Source organism: Propionispira arboris (genome assembly GCF_900109225.1).
GTDB lineage: Bacteria > Bacillota > Negativicutes > Selenomonadales > Selenomonadaceae > Propionispira > Propionispira arboris.
Map to the genome: position 1 here is coordinate 1 of NZ_FNZK01000016.1, position 18,768 is coordinate 18,768.

Consider the following 18,768-nt stretch of genomic DNA (forward strand, 5'->3'; position numbering starts at 1 on the left):
TTTCCCCCTGCCAATTTGGCACCACTGGCATTGGTTATTGCAGCTGCTGTCACGGTTACGTTATGAACCCCGGTAATGCTGCCCTCCGAAGTAACGGTATCAGCGACTATTGTTACATTGCGGTTCGCCGCAAAATCTCCGCCTACCAAATGGTGGATCGTTTTACTGGCGGTAAGGTTCATATCTCTTCCTGCCTTGGCACTGCCTCCGCCTTGTATAGTCTGCGCCGTCAGCGTGATATCTTGATTCGCTGCCAGCTTTCCATCTTTGTTATCTATATTACCTGTAACCGCCGCCGTTAAGCTGCCGCCGGAAATTACTTGACCTACTGCATTCTTTAATCCAGTACTGGTCAGGTTGACATTTCCATTGCCGCCGATCGTTCCTGCCGTATTATCGATTGCCTGCGTAGTTTGTACTGTCAAATCGCTGTTGTCCAGGCTAAGCAGACTGCCCTTGGTATTATTAACAGTTTGTGCTGCAACAAACAAATTTTTATCCGCTTGCATACTCCCCTGCTGATTCAGGAATTCGCCCTGAGCTTGTATATTGAGTGCTCCTTTTGTGAGAATCGTGCCCTGCGTATTATCTAAATCAGCCTGTGATGTAATATGAGTGTCATCCGTGCCTGTTTGTACAATCCGGCCCCCATGATTGCTAATATTACCTGCAGCAATACTCATTTGCCGAGCGGTTATTTGACCCGCCATACCATTTATAGCTTGGTCATTGATTAAAGCACCCGTCGTTGTTATGGTGACTTTATTATTGGTCTGCAAAGTACCACCTGTATGATTTATATCTCCTGCACTTGCAAGTAAGCCAATATCAAGACCTGCACTGCTTTTTCCTCCAGCTATATCAAGTGCGGCACCTTGAACCGTAAGATTGCCTGCCGCTATATTTTGTCCATTGATCGAGGCCGTCTTGTTTACCCGTAAGGTAAGGTCACCCGTATTTCCAACACTGCCATCCGTTTGTATCCCCGATCCGATCGTACCGCTCGACTGTGCGGCATCTGCGATAATGTTCATATTTTGTCCGGCAGTAAGTATGCCTGTATTGATCAGCATACCTTGGGCGTTAATCGTGGTGCTTTGCCGACTGCCTAAAGAACCTTGATTCATAATATTGTCATTTGATGTAAGTACCACGTTTCCAATAGCCGACGTACTACCTGCCATAATAATCTTACCGGTCTGATTTATCATCAGATCGTCGTTCAGTGCTGAGATTGTCCCCAGACTATTGACACCTACGCCTTGAGCGGTGCCAATGAGGCTGATTTTACCAGCGTACATGCCTCCTAACTGCCCTACATCTAGCGCTACGGTGGTCTTGGCATCATTTATTTTTTGTACATCTAGATTGTTATAATCTACCTTATTATTTCCTGTAATTACATTGAGTTTTTTCGCCCACATTCCGGCGTTAACCTGTACGGACTGGCTGATTAAATCGACACGGTCTGCACGGCTACCGTCAAGGCCGCTTCCTGCCACAGAAATTTGACCGCCTGTTACACGAAAAGCCTCCAGACTGCCGCTGCCTCCGAAGAGGGGAGTACCGGTGGTAAGTGTTGTGCGACCAGCATTGATAAACCCAAAGCCATTACCGACAATTCCGTTTGGATTGGCAAGGATAAGGTCGGCTTTTGCGCCTGCTATTTCTGTATAGCCGCGCAGATAACTGCGCCCCGTCCCGGTCACTTCATTTAATATCAGTCTCGCACTGCCACCCGAGAGATTGGGGTTGCCTGCAATATATCCTGCCAGCTGTGTTTGTGTAATAACCCTGGCATTATTCAGGATGAGCCCACGTGAATCTACATTAAACTGCTGATAGTAGTTATGGGATATACCTGTTTCCGAGGGTGTTGCAATATGTACAATGGTTATACCATTCGCTGTTTTATCTACAATTGGCTGTTTATTTTTAGCAGCATTTGCATCAGCCACCACGTCAGCAGCGGCTGCCAAACAAGGCTGCAACAAGTAGAGACACAGGGTAAACCATGCCGTGTATTTTTTTAGTTTACGAAACCTATTACGAATATTACTCATAATCGATACCTCCTACCTTGTCTATCTATTAGCCATGACTAAAAGCAACATTAGAGCTGATAGATGAGCTGAAACCCGATAGCCGGGGTGGCTGTCTGTATTTCCTTAGGTTGTTTTAGCGCCCAGGCACAAAAAATTTCATAGTTTACACCTTGGATCTGGCCGCGAAGCCCGATAGTCGTACCAGCCAGTGCCTTGCCAGAAAAAGATGCACTATCCGGTCCATGTACTTCACCATAGTCAAGGCCAACATAAACTTCCTGTTTACCTATAGGAACACTTAGTTCATTGCGCAAAAAGTATCCCTGTTCGGCAGCCAAGGTTTGCTCACCGTCAAAACCACGCACCGTATAACGATTGCCAATACTGAAATAGTCGACTGCATAGAGACGGCTATTGGTATCTTGCACCTGAAGGACTACGCTGTATTTCCCTTCTACCTTGCCAAGCATAACCGGTGTAGTATAATCGACCTCGGCTGTCCATAAGTTATAGCGAGTGGTTGGCGAGTCAGCCGCCGCCGCATCTGTCTGTGCTCCAAGCCAAGGGAGACCTCGTTTATAGGCTAGACGCCAATCGAGTACTTTTTTACCGAAATACTGGCGTCTCGTGATGGCCAGCTCTGCAGCTGTAGTATCCTTATGTTGTACATCAATTTCGGTACCCTCCGCATAGTTCCGGCTTTGTTTTTTAATTAATGAAAACTCTATATGCGTTTTGCTTGTCTGATCCCGATGAATGAGTTTAGCAATTTTAAATTCATTTGTGTAGCTATCCCCACTATAAAGTAAGTTTTGATTAATGGCTGCTATGGTTTGATGATAGTTGTGATGCTGCGTCAATAGCGTAAAGGTCCAGTTGCCACTTGGAAAGGAATAGTAAAGACTATAATCATCCGTTCCACGAAGGTTTTCTGAGCGATCCGCATCTTTATTAAATGACACATTAAACAGGTCATTGGCATTAAATGGATTGTCAAAAGCCATGGATATTGAAGATTGCAGTTTGCCCGTTGCTTTACTGCCTGAATCATCTAGCGAAAGTACATAACGGTTCGGCCTAGATTCTTTCATTTGGATGACAACATCACTTTCCCCCATCCGCTTACCGGGTATCAGCTTAAAGTCAGCATCCTGTGATGGAACTCGTTTTAACTGTTCAAGGCCTTGCTCCAAGTCGCGAAGGTTTAGAATATTTCCTGGTCTTGTCGGAAAAGCATTTTCCCAGTTCCCGCTATGCTGCACCTTGTCAAATCGAATTTGACTTATGATACCAGGAACAAGTACAAGCTGTAGTGTTCCATTGGAAAGGTCTTGTTCTGGAATGGCAACGCGAGTGGTAACATACCCCCGATTAATGAGTTCATTCGTTAATCGTTTGACAATGAGATTAATGCCTTCTTTACCAATCTGCTGATTTTTATATTTGTTTAGCATATCTTGCAGCCAGGGGAACTGTCCATCCCTGTCACCTTCCAGCATCAATGTATGAATAAGAAAACTTGGTGCTTCGGCTGGCAGGCGGTTGTCATTATCTTTAATCTGCTCCTGTTCTAGAAAGACATCCTTCTTTTGCTGCAAGTTTTGTCGTTGTGCCGCTGCTTCCCGCGAACGACGATTTAGTTCTTGATTATCACCAGGATGCGGTATTTCTGCCCAGGCCTGTGTATAAGGCAGCATGCATAGTACCACCAAAATCAAGACGACTTTTATCTTTGATAAGTGCACAAGGATGCTCCCTTCTTTCTTAAATCACTATAATACATTTTTTCCATCGAAACGATTGTTAAAGTTTTCACAATCATATGTATTCCTGTGATTCCTATTTTCTTGTTTCTAGATTGTTCGTTACCTTTCAGCTTACGACAACTCAATTTTTTTGTTGATTCTGCGGGTAAATCTAAAGAATTTCTCTGTTGGGACTGTCATTGCAAAAAAACATGTTTTCCATAACTGTACTCTTTTTTTTCAGCAAAACAATAAGTATGTGTGCGACACGCTATCTTGTTAGCGATAGCTGACCACAAGAAAATGCATTGTTCCATCCTTGGCTTTTCCACTTTCTCACTCCTTTTTTATTGTGTGGGGTATGATGCAGCGACTGATTGTTATCTGTCATCAGCCATGCCTTGATTATGCTATTTGATTCATTCCAATTATTGAAATTATTAAAATTCTACAAATTGGCAAAAAAAAATGACGTTATTTTTTATACCTAGTACTATCTTTCTAAAACCTCCACAAAAGCTGTTCCATGAAACTTAATACCTAGTATATTTCATAAGTCAGAATACAAATATACAATATTTATCTTTATTTATGGATAATAACATAAATCGAATCTGTAGACAATGAGTATTTAATCCTATAATCAATAAATTCAAAATCATCTGCTTATACTATTATTCTCAGAAAGCTGCTTTCAAAGTATCGGCTAAAAAAGCCAATAAATTTTTATATTTATTGGCTTCAAAGTCGAGATATTCTTTGAATATTAAGTATGGTCTTAAACCTAATTCTATTTTAAGAACCAGTTTCAGAAATGATCGTCGCTATTTTATTGGCAGCTTGTTTTGCCGTAATAGCACTGACATCAATTTTGATCGTATCCATGTTTTCGTATAAAGAAATTCTGGGGATACTTCGTTCCAGTACATCCGCGTGCCTTTTTTGATCCACAATATCTTTACCAACCCTTTTAGTCAGTGCTTCTTTCGATACGAGCAAGGAAAATTTATATACAGCAACATCCTTTAAAGATAATCGGCTTAAAATATCATCCATAATAGATTCTTGGTGCATAACCCAACAAAAAATAATATTTTCAAATTCGGAACATGCCAAAAAGTTGTTCAGACTAAAACAAATATTTTTCAAAACCAGCTCTTTTGTTTCTGCGGTGACCGTAAAAGGTTTCATGTTCCAGCACCAATCACCATCTAAAAAAACACCTGGCTGCACAATATTCAAAAGTTCATTACACGTTGCCGTCTTTCCTGCGCCCATCGTTCCATTTACCATGATCAACCGTTTCATTTTGCCGCCTCTTTATCCTATGATTTATTTGTTTATAAATCCCAATATTTTATTCACCATCGTGTTCATGATCTGCACACCATCCGCTAAAGACTCTATGTCAAAAGACATTTGGGGATTATGCAATCCCTCTTTCATATTGCACCCCAAACCCATAAAAGCTGTCTTTAAAGATTTTTTATGCTGCTTATAAAAATGAAAATCATCTACACCCGTCGTTACAATTGGATCGAGTAATCCACCCTCGCCCAAAACTTCTATAATAGCATCTTTCATTTGCTTGGTTAACTTCGCATCATAATCAGCCCCAGCAAAACCTTCTTGCAGTGTAATGTTAGATTTCGCCCCAACGGTAGCAGCTCCATTTTCAATTGCCTGGATTGTTTTATTCATCAGTTCTTCCATTACTTCATTCGTTTGTGCCCTTAAATCAAAAACAATATGTGCGATATTGGGAACTGTATTAACAGCTGATTCCGCCGCACTGATTTGAGTAACTTTTACACTGGACGAAACACCTGGATCAACACGAATGGAATTCACAGCCATAATAGCTGCTGCTGCACCATCGATTGCATTAATCCCTAAGTGAGGTCTTGCTCCATGTGCTGTTTTCCCTTTAATATCAGCCGCAATCGTATAACCTGCACCATGCCATAATGCTGGTGAAGCCTGTCCTTTTCCCGCCTCTTGCAGCGGACGCAGATGCAGCCCCAATAAAATATCAACATCATCGATCGCACCAGCTCTAGCCATACGCTGCGACCCGCTGCCATTTTTCGAAGCAACTTCCTCCGCTGGTTGAAAGATCAATTTCAGTGTCCCTTTTTTTATTTTTTGTTCAGCTGCGAATTTTGCCAAGGCTAAAACAATCGACATATTTGCATCATGTCCGCAGGCATGAATCACACATGGTTTTCCTTCAATAACATAGGGAAGGGCATCGATATCGGCACGAATCGCCAGCACAGGTCCTGGTTCAGCTCCTCGCAAGATACCAATTACGCCCGTTTGAGCACCCGTTGCTTGCTTTCCCGTTTGCACAACATAACCAAATTGCTGTAACAGTTTCGCGATATAGGCTGTTGTTTTTATTTCTTCAAAACCCAATTCCGGCATTTTATGTAAGTTTGTATAAAATTCAACTACAGAGTTTTTTATGTTCACAAAAATATGCTCCCTATTTTATGTATTTTATCAACTGAATATTTTCATAATAAACATAGCAACAATTGCATTAATAAAGCAAATCGCAAACATCACAGGATAAAAGCGTGTTTGCACCCCTGATGTGCCAAGGCATCGCCCCATATATTGCATCAAAGATCCCATTAGAAAAATCGCTGGCAGTAATATGGTAACTTGATGCTCATCCAAAATTCCAGATGTAACCAAACTCGTAACGACACCAACACCACCACCCATTGATAAAAAAGAGCTCACTAAAACCATAATTGATTCACCCGGCAGACCAAAAACAATCATTACAGGTGCAAAAACTTTACCTAAAATAGCCAATATGCCAAGTAATTTTAGAAATTCAATTAATACGAACGCCATCAAAACATTTGGCAGCATTGAATAAATACCAACATCCCAGCCCTCTTTGGCTCCTCTTGTAAAAGCATCCATCACATTTTCTTTTTTCATTATCTTATAGCTCCTCCAGTTTTACAACTTTTCTAATATATAATCTCATAAGATTGGCTCCCACCACTTTCAAAACCATAATTAAACATAAAGGAAAGATAATCGGAACCGTTGAAAATGCGAATAAGGCAATCCCCGTCGACAAAAAATTTCCAATAGCAGCACCTGCGGAAAATTGGAACGCAACAAAAACCGTTCTTTGTTCTTCGGTAATTAAATTTTGTTCGCGCAGCATTTTTGTCATACCGGCTCCGGCGTCTGTGCTTTGCGTACTTGATACGAGGGCTAAACCAACAACGCCAGGAAGCCCCATTAACGGTTGCAATAATGGTGTCAAGATACGTTGCGCTGCCCTTAACCCGCCCAAATGTTCAATGACCGCAACTACACCTAAAGATAACATGGTTGGTGGTACTAATGTAATAGCAAACATAAAACCATTTTTAGCTCCGGTTCCATCTATACCTAAAAAAGATCCACCTTCTTTGATTTTGCCAAAAGCACCGTTGATCGCATTAAAATCAAATGCCGCCTCAATTCCTTTTGCATCCGTGAATATTCCCGAAAAAAAGATAATTCCCAAAAACAAGACTATATAGCCTATAATAGGCACCTTTGATATTTTGTTAGGCTCAGCTTGCTCTGTTTTTTGTTCATCCATACAATTACTCCTTCTCACTTTTAAAATCACATAATATTATTATAAACGTTTTCGAATATAACATAATATAGGAAAAAACATTCATAAAAAAAGTTTAGCGGATTTAGATATATAAAGCAATGCGAAAATTAAAAAAGCGATCACCTTTCGTAGTCCAATATATCGTATCAAACCATTTAAGCAGTTCCGCTAAATGCTGGCGACTCCTTTTTCCATTATAAAACCGCTTTTATATTTGACAAGTTATATATAACTATGCTAATATAATTAAAATAATTCAAAATCACTAAGGAGGTCATTTATGTCATTAAGCCATACATTATTAGGTTTACTATCTTATAAGCCAATGACCGGTTATGAAATAAAGCAACTATTCGATTGTTCCATCCAACATTTTTGGAATGCTCATATAAGTCAAATATATCGTGAACTTACACGCATGGATGAAAAAGGATGGATTGTACATCATACACAAGAACAAACGAGTAAACCGGACAAGAAAATTTATTCCATTACCGATACCGGCTCGGCAGAATTTATGAAGTGGCTGCAGGATTTCCCTGCCGAGTTTGAAAAAGTGGAACGCAATGAGTTTTTAGTACGAATTTTTTTTGCGTCACGAATTGATAAAGCCGCTTTGACTTATGAACTGAAGCGTTATATAAGAAAAGCGCAAGAGCAGTTGGACAAGTATAACCAAATTGGAACAGGAATTCAAACCGAAGCCGAAAACGGTGAAAAAGATGCCTTTTTTTGGCGCATGACACTGCGGCGCGGTATCCTGTCAACCGAGGCCACAATGAAATGGGCCGAAGAATGTTTACTATTAATAGAAGAGGAGCGATAATCGTATGAAAATTACAGCAATCAATGGAAGTCCGAAAGGCAAGGCAAGCCACACAAATGTAATGGTTTCTTCATTTTTAAAGGGAGCCCAAGCAGCTGGAGCGGAAACGGTGAATATCTTCTTATCGGAAAAAGATATTCATCATTGTCGAGGCTGTTTTTCCTGTTGGGTCAATCATCCGGGACAGTGCGTAATTAAAGATGATATGTCCGAGGTATTAGCACGTTGTGCCAATAGTGATATTTTGATTTTAGCTACCCCTTTGTATTTTGATAATATTTCAGGTATGTTAAAAGACTTCATGGATCGACTCATTGTGAGTGGTGATCCGCATTTCCAAAAAGATAGTAGCGGTGAATGTCGTCATACACATCTTTTTAAACAAAAAACACCAAAACTCATTTTGATGTCAAACTGCGGGTTCTCTGAAAGATCTCATTTCCAGGTGATTTCACACTGGATTCAAAGAGCTGCCTTGAATATGCATACCGAAGTAATCGGTGAAATATATACACCGCAGGGAGGACTTTTAAACATTACCAGCGGAGAATTATCTACTATTATCCAGCAATATATACACCACTTAGAAACAGCTGGCAAAGAAATTGTAACCGATATGAAAATTTCTGCAGATACAGCAAAGCAATTAGAGCAGAATTTCATTCCCGATGAAATTTATGTCCAGCAGGCAAATCAATATTTTGACAGCATGTTAGCCAAACAGCCAATATTATGAGTATTTCATTTACATGCTTAGCAGCAGGTGGTATCTATCATCTATTTTTCGGCTTTTTCCATGCAAAATTCTGGACATTCGGTTTTTTAAACTGGCGCGAAGAATTACCACGCATGACGCCTATCAATCGTGCCGTAATTCAAATGTTAAATATAGCTGTTCTCGTCTTCATGTTTTTAATCGCATATATCAGTCTGCGATACACCCAGGAATTACTAACACCAGGTCTTGGAAAAACCATACTTTTTGGCGTAGTCATATTTTGGGCAGCACGGCTTGCGGGTGAATTCACCTTAAAAGACGGTACATCAGCTAATCGCAAGCTTGTAGCGGCATTGATCAGTGGTATTTTACTATATTTGATCCCTGCCATATTGATCTGAAATAGAGAAGCCTCATAAGGTCTCTCCCCAACAGATGATCCACTATAAAAAACATCCCTTAAAACTTTTTCACGTTGGTGTGAAAAAGTTCAAGGGATGTTTTTTTGATACAAATCGAAAAGGCCCGACATTCTACAATGCTTGCCGTCTCAACATGCCACATTTATTATCTGGCAAATATGCGAAATTGTATTTACGATACAGGGCATCTGCTGGTTTATTTGCGATAAGGCATACATAACTATCTTCAAAGGTATTTTCTTTTAAATAGGTATCAATGGCCTGCATGATCTGATTAGCAAAGCCTCTCCGCCAGTACTTTTCATCTACCATAATGTCACTGACCACATACGTGATTCCAGCATCACCAACAATTCGTCCAAAAGCAATCAATTGTTCCTGATCATAAATTGATACCGTAAATAAGGAATTTTCAATTGCTTTTTGGCTTCTCAGCAAATCTTTATCCCCCATACCAGAACGCATTCGTAAGCTAATATAATCTTCCGGTTTTGGTTTTTCATAAATCAAATCCATGAACAGTCACCTCTTACTATCGTTTCACATTTTATTTTCTTAAATATCAGTTTCTGACTAAACAGCTTTATAGCAAAGAACTCTGCTAACTAAAAGCCGTCTTTTGATGTGAATATAATCTGATTCTAGCATATTCTTTTCAGTGTTGCCATTTTTTTGTATAAAAAAGAATATTTCTACGTAATTTTTCACAATAACAAGTGTCTCCATTAGAATTTTTATCTAGAATTTAAAATTATATTGCATTCTTAATTTCATCCATCTATAATAGTATCTATTAAAGGAATTATTCTTTTATTATTCCTTTAATAGATACTATCAGAATATTCAGCAAAAATAAGGAGGTTTTCTTATGGTTTTAACTGGTGCCTTGATCGTCATTCTCACCTTATTTGCCATTGCAAAACGTTATGAAACACGCATGGTTTTATGTGCCGCCGGACTATTGATGGCAGCGATTGGTGGTAATCCGCTGGGAGCAATGACAGCTTTCGAAAAGACAATGGTCAACTCGGGGTTAGTCACCACAATTTGCACAGTTATGGGATTCTCATTTGTAATGAAATATACACAGTGCGATGCAAATTTGGTACATTTGCTGGCTGGTGGTTTAGAAAAATGCAGAATCATTTTAATTCCTGGTGCAATTTTGATTACATGGATATTAAATATTGCATTATCCAGTACTGCTGGTACTTGTGCGGCTGTTGGTGCAGTTCTTATCCCTACCATGATTCGCTCGGGCATTCATCCAGCCATGGCTGGGGCTTGTATTTTAACAGCTTGCATTTCGAATCCATTAAATCCAGGGTTTCCCCATGCAATTTTCATTGCCAACTTAGCACAGATTGATACGATGGAAGTTATCTCTGGTTATACGATTCCACTGCTTATCGTATCTACTATCATCTTAATCACAATGACAATTCAATCAATTTTACGCAAAGAAGGTGTTAATAAAGAACATATTCATCAAACAACGCATGAAGTAAACACGCCCGTTTTAAAAATCAATCCCATCAAAGCTGCAATTCCAATTATTCCTTTAATCATCTTAGTTCTCGCGATCCCGCAAGTTGCCATTTTACCTAAAATATCGATTCCACAAGCTATGATTATTGGTACATTATTAGGTTTTATCGTACATAGAAAAAACCCGCAAGATATCACCAAAGAATTTTTTAATGGTTTAGGCAATGCTTATGGCAGCATTATTGGAATCATCGTCGCCGCCGGTGTTTTTACGTATGGTATGGAAAGTATCGGTTTAACTACAGCTTTAATTGATTTAATGAAAAACAGTCAAGACTTAGCGAAGTATGCTGCATCGATTGGTCCAGCAGGTATTGCTATCATTAGCGGTTCCGGTGATGCTGCCGCACTTGCTTTTAATGGCGCCGTTACGCCTCACGCCCAAGTATTCGGTATGACAATTACAGATCTGGGTTCACTGTCCACACTTTCTGGCACACTTGGACGAGCCATGTCCCCGGTCGCTGGCGGCACTATTATTTGCGCAACATTAGCAGGTGTAAATCCAATTGATATCGTTAAACGTACTGCACCAGGGCTGCTCATTAGTTTAATTGCTCTGCTTATTATGTTCAGTATTCATTAATATTTTAAATAAATCATTCACATGAAGGGGTCTTAACCATGAACTTAGATATTAAAATCGCCGAGCTTGCAAAATCACTGGAAGAAAAAACAATAACCCGCCGTCGCGATTTTCATCGCTATCCTGAAACCGGTTGGACAGAATTCAGAACTGCCTCTATTGTTCTTGAAAATTTAATCAGCCTGGGCTACGACGTTAAATTTGGTGATGCTGTAATCGATGAAACGAATATGATGGGTGTTCCAAGTTCCACAATACTTGAAGAAAATATGAAACGAGCAATTTCTCAAGGTGCAAATTCTGATTTCGTTGCAAAAATGGCTGGTGGTAAAACTGGTGTGATTGGCATAATGAATTTCACAAAACCAGGTCCAACTGTTGCACTTCGTTTCGATATGGATTGTAATGATATTGTCGAAGCAGCCGATGAAAAACATCGACCAAGCAGAGATGGTTTCGCTTCCATGAATCCTGGCTGTATGCATGCTTGTGGTCATGATGGGCACACTGCCGCCGGACTTGCCATCGCCGAAATTTTATCTATATTAAAAGATGAGCTTGCTGGCACGATCAAATTGATTTTTCAACCTGCAGAAGAGGGCGTTCGTGGGGCAAAAGCCATGCTGGCAAAAGGTGCTGTTGACCATGTTGATTTTTTCCTTGCTGCACATCTCATGATGCCAAAAGTAGGTTACTTAGCCTATGATGTACAAGGTTTTCTCGCAACCAGTAAATTTGATGCAACGTTTACGGGTGTTCCTTCACACGCAGGTGCAGCACCAGAAATCGGTAAGAACTCCCTTTTAGCCGCTGCAATTGCCGCGATTAATTTGCAGGCAATTCCACGTCACAGTGACGGCATTTCCCGGGTAAATGTCGGTGTATTAAACGCAGGGACTGGTCGAAACGTCGTGCCTGCCAACGCAGTCATTAAAGTAGAAACTCGCGGTGCAACAAGTAAAATTAATGATTATATTTATGCATGTGCCGAAAAAATCATTAAAAGTTCTGCGGCCATGTATGACAATACCGTTACTATCAGCCAAATGGGTGGCGCGGCGAACGGAAGTAATTCTCCAAAGCTCACCAAAACAATTGGTAGTATTGCCAAACGACTTGGCATCTTTAATCAATATGAATCCCTTGCAAATATTGGCGGAAGTGAAGATAGTTCTTATTTCATGGATAAAGTACAAAAAAATGGTGGTCAAGCGGCATATATGATTATTGGCGCTTCTTTAACTGCCATCAATCACAATCTTTACTTTGATTTTGATGAAAAAGCATTAATACTCGAAGCGCAGCTCATTGCAACAATTACAAGTGATTTATTAACAAAATAAAAAATAAGGAGCGGGGAATATTCAAAAGCATTGCCTGCTCTATATTTAATAATCAAAATATAAAAAACGGAATATTCTGTATATTGGAGAGTGTATTATGAATAAAACTTTACTCCTAAGTATTTCAACCATACTGCTTACAATGACAACCCGCGTCTTGGCAGCAGAAAACCCGTTCAGTGATGTACCGGCCACGCATTGGTCTTTTCAAGCGCTTGCACAATTAGAAGCAGATGGTGTTATCGAGGGTAATGATGATGGCAGTTTTCGCGGAAATGTTCCTATAACACGCTATGAAATGGCTAAAATAGTCGCAAGAGCAATGGCTAAAGCCAATGTTCGTGATACTGACAAAGCAATAATCGATAAATTATCCACAGAATATGCGGCTGAATTGAATCAATTAGGTGTGCGTGTCAATCATTTAGAAAAAAAAGCGGATAACGTAAAAATAAATGGCTATGCTTATCTTAGAATGCAGAATCAAAAAACAACGGATAAAAGCACTGGAAAAAGTCAATCGACTTCACTTAGTAGATCTTATGAAGAACTTGTAATTAAAGGGAAAGTAAATGAAAATTGGGATGCTGTAGGTCAGATCCAAATGTATAAAGACTTAAAGACTGATATCGATTCTGATGACAATCTTCTGGTAAAAGGAATCAGTGCGAATGGAAAATTATTCGGTGCAAATGTAAAATTAGGTAAATTTGAACAAGTCACACAAAATGCTGTGGTCTATCATGAATATACGACTGGTGCAGAATTCTGTTTTGGCAATGCATTGAAAACGCGTATTACAGTTGGTAATGTTACAAACCCAATGAAACTCATTGGAGAAACAACCGAAAATGTATTTTACAAAGCAGCCGAATTTAATTACAAGCTAAGCAAATCAACCAATTTAAATGCAGCTTATTTTGATTTGGATGGTAATGAACTGCAATATACGCGTGGTAAAAAAAATCCACATATTTATGCAGCTGGATTCGACACGCGTTTTGATAAAAACTGGGGATTTAGAGGATTATATCTAAAATCAAGCAGCAATATTTCAAAGGGTAAAAAAGTTGAAGACATCGGGTATTTAGCAAGTCTTGAGTATAAAGGCGAAAAACTTAATAATCCAGGGTCTTTCGGAATCTATTTGAAATATATTCAACTTCCAAAATTGACGCAAATTTTTACGGATGTGGCACATCAATATAACTATAAAGGCTTTGAGATAGGAACGATGTATATGCTGGCACCAAATACGAGGGGACATTTGCGATATTACAAAGGAACGGATGTAGATAATAGTAATAAAGAAAAAAGTTTAGTTCGTGCAGAGGTTCGCTATTTCTTTTAAAATTCTATAAAAATCCCGTAACCACAAAAAGCTGTTCATCTGTGGTTACGGGATTTTATTTTAATTGATATTTTTTAGTTGGCCTGCCACGGCTTGCCAGCGCTTCTTCACCTATACATTCCACCAGTCCTACTTTTAACAAATCTTTCATAATGCGCCGTACATTACGATCTGTAACTTCAAGCTGTCCGGCAAGCATCGCTGATGTGAAATTTTCCCAGTTCATTTTTTTAACAATAGCAACAATTTTTTGATATGTTTTTATACCTACATTTGCTACAGTCAATTGTTGTAATAGTTCTTTATCAGCACTAAAAACAAGGTATCCCAACTCATTTTCCTGACCTGCCGCTTCAATGATTTGTCCATCATCATCAATCATAACAATACCTTGACTGCCGATACTTTTACCTTGATTCACCGCTCGATAAGCATTTAACTGTGCTGTAAAGACCGTTGCCCCAAAACCAATTCCCGCAACAATATCTGTAGCTAAGGCGATACGAACCTCATCAATCATGTCTTGCAACACTTGCACATGCTGCTCTAATAAGCCACGTGAACTAAAGATTTCGTAACGTCCATTTCCTTTTTCTGATAAATAGCCATTGATCCCTTGACACAACTTTAGCAAACGCTCTCTGATCTTGAGTTCTAACATTTGTAATTTATAAGAATCACCCGCTCTTTCGATGATTTTTTCAAAATTTTTTATTTCTATAATTTCTAAACCAACTTGACTATTTTTAAAATATAAACCATTGAGCTTTTCCATGAGTACCCGAACTGCTTGACGAATAGATGTCGTACTTGCCATCAATCGTCTAACAGGTACCTTGTTTTTTTTAAGTTCCAGCTCCACTGCATGTAATGTCGTCACGATACCATCAAATTCCCCTGATTTCCAACAGCTTAAATGCATCTTTACAATATCGTCTAAGACAAAAGGAATATTATATTCATAAAAAACAACCATTTCTTTCGCTACTTTTAATTCGTTAACGGATTCTTTATTCGTAAAAATATCGGAAGTTGGGCAATCCATTGAAATTTTAAGCTTCGTAGATTTCTTTTCACACGCCATTTCTAAAATACATTTAAATATTTCATTTCCAGTTATGCCACAAAAAACGGCATTATCGTCTTTACCCAAATATGGCTTCGCTGCAGTATAAGGATTTGGACCAGAAAAAATCCAGCCCCCCACTTTGTTTTTATTTGCTATTAAAATTTCAGAAACTTCGGCAATGTCCGTATAGGGAAAAGAAACCCACTCAACGGCCATTGCCACCTTCATAGATTTCGCTACGTTTATAATTCGTTCAATCATTTTCATCGACGAACTTACAACTCCAATTTTTTGCACGGCTCTACTCCTTCTATAATAAGTTTTTTATTTTTCCAAACATAGCTTTCACTAATTCACTAACTTTCTATCCATAAAATGAACTATATATTCAGCATAGTTATTATAATGTAATTAGCTGAATTCCCCAGAAATCCTGCCGGTACACGAATCTGATAATTTTGCACCACAAAAGATATATTTTCTACGAATCGAATTCAACGGAAAAATTTTCAAACATTATTCATCAAATAGAACGTTTATTGACAGAATTCTTTGTGGCAGGTATAGTGAGGGCGTAGATATTTTTTTGAGGAGGAATTTTGTGATGGCAGAAAAAAAAGCCCTGCGTTGGGCAATTTTAGGGACAGGCGTTGTAGCAAATGAAATGGCTCAGGCGTTGACGAATGCGGGTAAAGAAATTTATGCCGTAGGCAATCGTACATATGACAAAGCCGTGGATTTTGCACAGAAATATCACATCAAAAAAGTTTATCAGGATTTTCACGAAATGTTTACGGATGAGACTGTTGATGTTATTTATTTAACAACACCACATAATACACATATTGATTTTATGCGCGAAGCAATCAAGCATGGCAAACATTTGCTCTGTGAGAAATCAATTACCTTGAACAGCCGTGAATTAAATGAAGCGGTCGAAGCCGCAAAAGAAAAAAATCTTGTTCTTGGTGAAGCCATGACGATTTATCATATGCCAATCTATAAAAAATTGAGAAAATACATGGCTTCGGGAAAACTTGGTAAGGTAAATCTTATTCAATTGAATTTTGGCAGTTATAAAGCCTATGACATGAACAATCGTTTTTTTAATATGTCATTAGCTGGTGGTGCTTTGCTTGATATTGGAGTCTATGCTTTTTCATTGGCACGGAGTTTTCTTGATTCAAAACCAAATGAAATTTTATCGAAAGTACAGTATGCAGCAAGTGGAGCCGATGAAAAATCTGGTTTTGTTATGACAAACAAAGAGGGGCAAATGGTTGTCGCATCTTTATCACTGCATTCCAAACAGCCTAAACGTGCCGTTATTTCTTGTGAACACGGCTATATTGAAATCATGGAATACCCTCGAGCTGAAGAAGCTGTCATTATCAATGCAGAAACTGGCGAACGAACCGTTTTACGGGTTGGGGAACAGAAAAAGGCTTTGCAGTATGAAATGGAAGATATGGAAGCTGCTATTGCGGGTGACATTGCGCTTATGCGTTTAGCGGATACGATTGATGTCATGGCAATGATGTCAGAAATCAGAACCGAGTGGAACATGTATTATCCTTCCGAAACACCTGGAGAAATTTTATAAATCATTCGTAGTCTTCGTTTCACAACAAAATATTTTTTCTGCAAAACAAGCAAAACCGCTCACAAAAGCGGTTTTGCTTGTTTTGTTATTTAATCCAACGGCCTGTCATGCATATAGATAATGCACCATAAATCTTGCCTCAATTATAAATGGACCTACTCTATTTTAACGGTTCTTACTTACTCACAACCGTTACTCTTCCAACATGATTTTGATAATTTCCGTATCTGTATTTTTCATACCCTTACATGCAACCCGGCCAACAGCAGCAATCGTTTCTTCGATATTATTTTTTAAAATACCATCGCCTGGTTGGTAATTTCTTCCACTCATGGCTAATACATGTGCCATGTATGCAGCATCTAAAGAAGAAGCAATTTTAGCTGCACAAGATGGTTTAGCTCCATCGCAGATAATTCCCGACACATTGGCTAGTGTATTACGAATTGTTACATTAATTTTTTCCAAGCTGCCCCCTGCAAGATAAGTTATTGCTGCTCCGCTGGAGCAAGAGGCACTAACGCCCCCACAAAAAGCCGATAATCTACCGATCAATGTTTTCTGGTGAATTGTTAATAGGTTCGCTAGCACGAGTCCCCTATATAGTTTTTCTTCCGATAATCCCTGTTCTCTGGCATAAACAATAACCGGAACGGATGTCGCAATTCCTTGATTTCCACTACCCGAATTTGTTATAACTGGTAATGCACAACCACTCATTCTAGCCTCTGATGCAGCAGCTGTATAGGCTTTTATCTTGACTTGTAAAGGTACATCACTGCCGCCTATGCCCAATAATGTCTGACCAATATTCACACCATAATTTCCTGCTAACCCTGCCTCTGCAATTTTTATATTATAATCAATTTGCTGCGTAATAAGTTCACCCAATACATTTCGTGAAATAATATTAGCAAATTCATAAATGTCTTTCACGTTAAGGACACTACGATCCGTAAAGCTGCCTAAATATTTATTAGCATTGTCATCATTTTGATAAACACTTTTACCATTTTTCTCAATTCGACAAATATTCGTATGATTATACTTAATTTCTACTAACACAGAGTCCTGTCCAGCTGTTACTATCATAATGAGATGGAGATTAATTTCCGTTTCCAATAATTCTAAATCACCAAATTTACAATCCAATAACTCTTTTACCACAGCCAAATCTTCTTGCGTCAATTGCGACAAAACTTCCATTTTTTTATTTACTTGACCACCAACCAAACCGGCCAGCATACTGGCCCTAATACCGATCAATCCTTCGGTATTAGGTACTGTGACACTTTTTACATTTTTTAAAATATTCCCACTGCATTTCAATAAAACTTTTTCGGGAAAAGCGCCTAACATTTCTCTTGCTTTGGCAGCAATATAGGCAATCGCAATGGGCTCAGTGCACCCTAATGCCGGAACAAGTTCTTCCTTTAAAATTGCGATATAATCATCGCTGATTTTAGTATCCATCTTTATTGTCACCTCCATTTACTTGCACTACTTACAATAAAATTTGAAAACTACCTTACTTACTATTTATTGTTCTTTAATTCATTAATTTCATTTTGCATATAAATCATTTTTTCAATCAGATCTTTTGCCAGCATAGAAGTCATCAAGTGGTCTTGTGCATGTACCATTAATAAACTAAGTTCCAGCTTATCGCCACTAGATTCTTGCTGAATTAATTCTGTTTGAACTTTATGTGCGGCTATTAACCCTTCCTTTGCCATACCTATATAACGATTCGCTTTATCCATATTACCAGCTTGAGCTGCACCCAAAGCTTCAAAAACCGTACTCCTTGCATCCCCTGAATTCGTAATTAATTGGAAAATTTTCGATGTTAGTTCGTCCATAATAACCTCC

At 38.9% G+C, this 18,768-nt stretch carries 17 protein-coding genes; 7 read left to right on the top strand and 10 right to left on the bottom strand.

The window, feature by feature from the left end; all coding sequences use genetic code 11:
* The 6 genes from BMY14_RS14445 to BMY14_RS14470 form a co-directional block, all read right to left on the bottom strand.
* Positions 1-2,063: two-partner secretion domain-containing protein (locus BMY14_RS14445; protein WP_143063182.1), on the bottom strand; the 2,063-nt coding region annotated here is incomplete at its 3' end.
* Positions 2,064-2,113: 50 nt separating this feature from the next.
* Positions 2,114-3,790 carry a ShlB/FhaC/HecB family hemolysin secretion/activation protein gene (locus BMY14_RS14450; protein WP_143063183.1) on the bottom strand — a complete coding sequence of 559 codons (1,677 nt, stop codon included), beginning with the start codon at positions 3,788-3,790 and terminating at the stop codon, positions 2,114-2,116.
* 795 nt (positions 3,791-4,585) lie between these two features.
* Positions 4,586-5,098, bottom strand: coding sequence for an AAA family ATPase (locus BMY14_RS14455; protein WP_091833211.1), 513 nt, complete (start codon positions 5,096-5,098; stop codon positions 4,586-4,588).
* A gap of 24 nt (positions 5,099-5,122) precedes the next feature.
* Positions 5,123-6,265: an amidohydrolase gene (locus tag BMY14_RS14460; protein WP_091833214.1), complete on the bottom strand. Its 1,143-nt coding sequence runs from the start codon at positions 6,263-6,265 to the stop codon at positions 5,123-5,125.
* A 30-nt stretch (positions 6,266-6,295) separates the two neighbouring features.
* Positions 6,296-6,748 carry a YjiG family protein gene (locus BMY14_RS14465; protein WP_019555564.1) on the bottom strand — a complete coding sequence of 151 codons (453 nt, stop codon included), beginning with the start codon at positions 6,746-6,748 and terminating at the stop codon, positions 6,296-6,298.
* A 4-nt stretch (positions 6,749-6,752) separates the two neighbouring features.
* Entirely contained in the window at positions 6,753-7,409 is a 657-nt protein-coding gene (locus tag BMY14_RS14470) for a nucleoside recognition domain-containing protein (RefSeq protein WP_091833217.1), read from the bottom strand.
* A gap of 301 nt (positions 7,410-7,710) precedes the next feature.
* Here BMY14_RS14470 and BMY14_RS14475 point away from each other — a divergent pair, with 301 nt between their 5' ends.
* From BMY14_RS14475 to BMY14_RS14485, 3 genes are read left to right on the top strand one after another with little or no spacing between them, the layout of a single operon-like run.
* Positions 7,711-8,256, top strand: coding sequence for a PadR family transcriptional regulator (locus BMY14_RS14475; RefSeq protein ID WP_091833219.1), 546 nt, complete (start codon positions 7,711-7,713; stop codon positions 8,254-8,256).
* A 4-nt stretch (positions 8,257-8,260) separates the two neighbouring features.
* Positions 8,261-8,992 carry a flavodoxin family protein gene (locus tag BMY14_RS14480; RefSeq protein WP_091833221.1) on the top strand — a complete coding sequence of 244 codons (732 nt, stop codon included), beginning with the start codon at positions 8,261-8,263 and terminating at the stop codon, positions 8,990-8,992.
* Entirely contained in the window at positions 8,989-9,375 is a 387-nt protein-coding gene (locus tag BMY14_RS14485; RefSeq protein WP_091833224.1) for a hypothetical protein, read from the top strand. Before BMY14_RS14480 ends, BMY14_RS14485 begins: the two co-directional genes overlap by 4 nt.
* 132 nt (positions 9,376-9,507) lie before the next feature.
* Here BMY14_RS14485 and BMY14_RS14490 read toward each other — a convergent pair whose 3' ends face one another.
* Positions 9,508-9,912: a GNAT family N-acetyltransferase gene (locus BMY14_RS14490; protein ID WP_091833227.1), complete on the bottom strand. Its 405-nt coding sequence runs from the start codon at positions 9,910-9,912 to the stop codon at positions 9,508-9,510.
* Between the two features lie 352 nt (positions 9,913-10,264).
* Here BMY14_RS14490 and dcuC point away from each other — a divergent pair, with 352 nt between their 5' ends.
* From dcuC to BMY14_RS14505, 3 genes are all read left to right on the top strand, one after another.
* Complete coding sequence (dcuC, locus tag BMY14_RS14495; RefSeq protein ID WP_091833230.1) at positions 10,265-11,530, top strand: C4-dicarboxylate transporter DcuC; 1,266 nt, start codon at positions 10,265-10,267, stop codon at positions 11,528-11,530.
* Between the two features lie 38 nt (positions 11,531-11,568).
* Complete coding sequence (locus tag BMY14_RS14500; protein ID WP_091833232.1) at positions 11,569-12,873, top strand: amidohydrolase; 1,305 nt, start codon at positions 11,569-11,571, stop codon at positions 12,871-12,873.
* A gap of 97 nt (positions 12,874-12,970) precedes the next feature.
* Positions 12,971-14,224 carry an S-layer homology domain-containing protein gene (locus BMY14_RS14505; RefSeq protein ID WP_091833234.1) on the top strand — a complete coding sequence of 418 codons (1,254 nt, stop codon included), beginning with the start codon at positions 12,971-12,973 and terminating at the stop codon, positions 14,222-14,224.
* Between the two features lie 55 nt (positions 14,225-14,279).
* On the opposite strand, the gene BMY14_RS14510 is transcribed toward BMY14_RS14505, so the two are convergent.
* Entirely contained in the window at positions 14,280-15,590 is a 1,311-nt protein-coding gene (locus tag BMY14_RS14510) for a helix-turn-helix domain-containing protein (protein WP_091833237.1), read from the bottom strand.
* 307 nt (positions 15,591-15,897) lie between these two features.
* Between BMY14_RS14510 and BMY14_RS14515 the strand changes: the two genes are divergently transcribed.
* A complete protein-coding gene (locus tag BMY14_RS14515) occupies positions 15,898-16,896 on the top strand; it encodes a Gfo/Idh/MocA family protein (RefSeq protein WP_091833240.1) in 999 nt (332 codons plus the stop codon).
* 192 nt (positions 16,897-17,088) lie between these two features.
* Here the strand turns inward: BMY14_RS14515 and BMY14_RS14520 are convergent, their stop codons facing one another.
* The gene (locus BMY14_RS14520) at positions 17,089-18,369 is read right to left on the bottom strand and encodes an L-cysteine desulfidase family protein (protein ID WP_245741431.1); all 1,281 of its coding nucleotides are present in this window, start codon (positions 18,367-18,369) and stop codon (positions 17,089-17,091) included.
* 62 nt (positions 18,370-18,431) lie between these two features.
* Positions 18,432-18,758 carry a PTS lactose/cellobiose transporter subunit IIA gene (locus tag BMY14_RS14525; RefSeq protein ID WP_019553833.1) on the bottom strand — a complete coding sequence of 109 codons (327 nt, stop codon included), beginning with the start codon at positions 18,756-18,758 and terminating at the stop codon, positions 18,432-18,434.
* Positions 18,759-18,768: the final 10 nt, after the last annotated feature.